Source organism: Paludifilum halophilum, assembly GCF_002245355.1.
In the GTDB taxonomy this organism is placed as follows: Bacteria; Bacillota; Bacilli; order Thermoactinomycetales; family DSM-45169; genus Paludifilum; species Paludifilum halophilum.
Genome location: NZ_NOWF01000132.1, coordinates 1 through 416, shown reverse-complemented (window position 1 = coordinate 416; position 416 = coordinate 1). Strand labels below are relative to the sequence as shown.

The window sequence follows — 416 nt, the reverse complement described above, 5'->3', positions numbered from 1 at the left end:
CAGTCAACGCTGCGCAGGCTGCTGAGCACCGCCCGCTACGAGGTACTGCCCACGGCCGGAATCGTCGAACGCATCGAGGAATACGTGGCTCCCGGCCGCGAGATCACGGTGACCGCGTCGACGGGACTGACGCTTGAGGCGACGCTGTCCACGGCCGAGCAGCTCCAGGCCCTTGGCTTCCGCGCCGTGCCCCACCTGGCCGCACGGATGATCCACGGCAGACCCGAGCTCACGGAGATCGTCGATCGCCTCGCCGAGGCGGCTGTGGACCGGATCTTCGTCCCCGCGGGGGACGCCACTCCCCCGGCCGGCGGGTACGTCGGTGCGCACGACCTCCTCGTCGATCTCTCTTCCATGGCCGCACCGTTCCGCCATATCGGGGTCAGCGCCTATCCGGAATCGCACCCGATCATCCC

At 69.2% G+C, this 416-nt stretch carries 1 protein-coding gene; it reads left to right on the top strand.

Annotated features, from left to right (window positions below; genetic code table 11):
- A partial coding sequence (locus tag CHM34_RS18615) for a methylenetetrahydrofolate reductase (protein ID WP_206093858.1) occupies nucleotides 1–416 on the top strand: 416 nt, incomplete at both ends.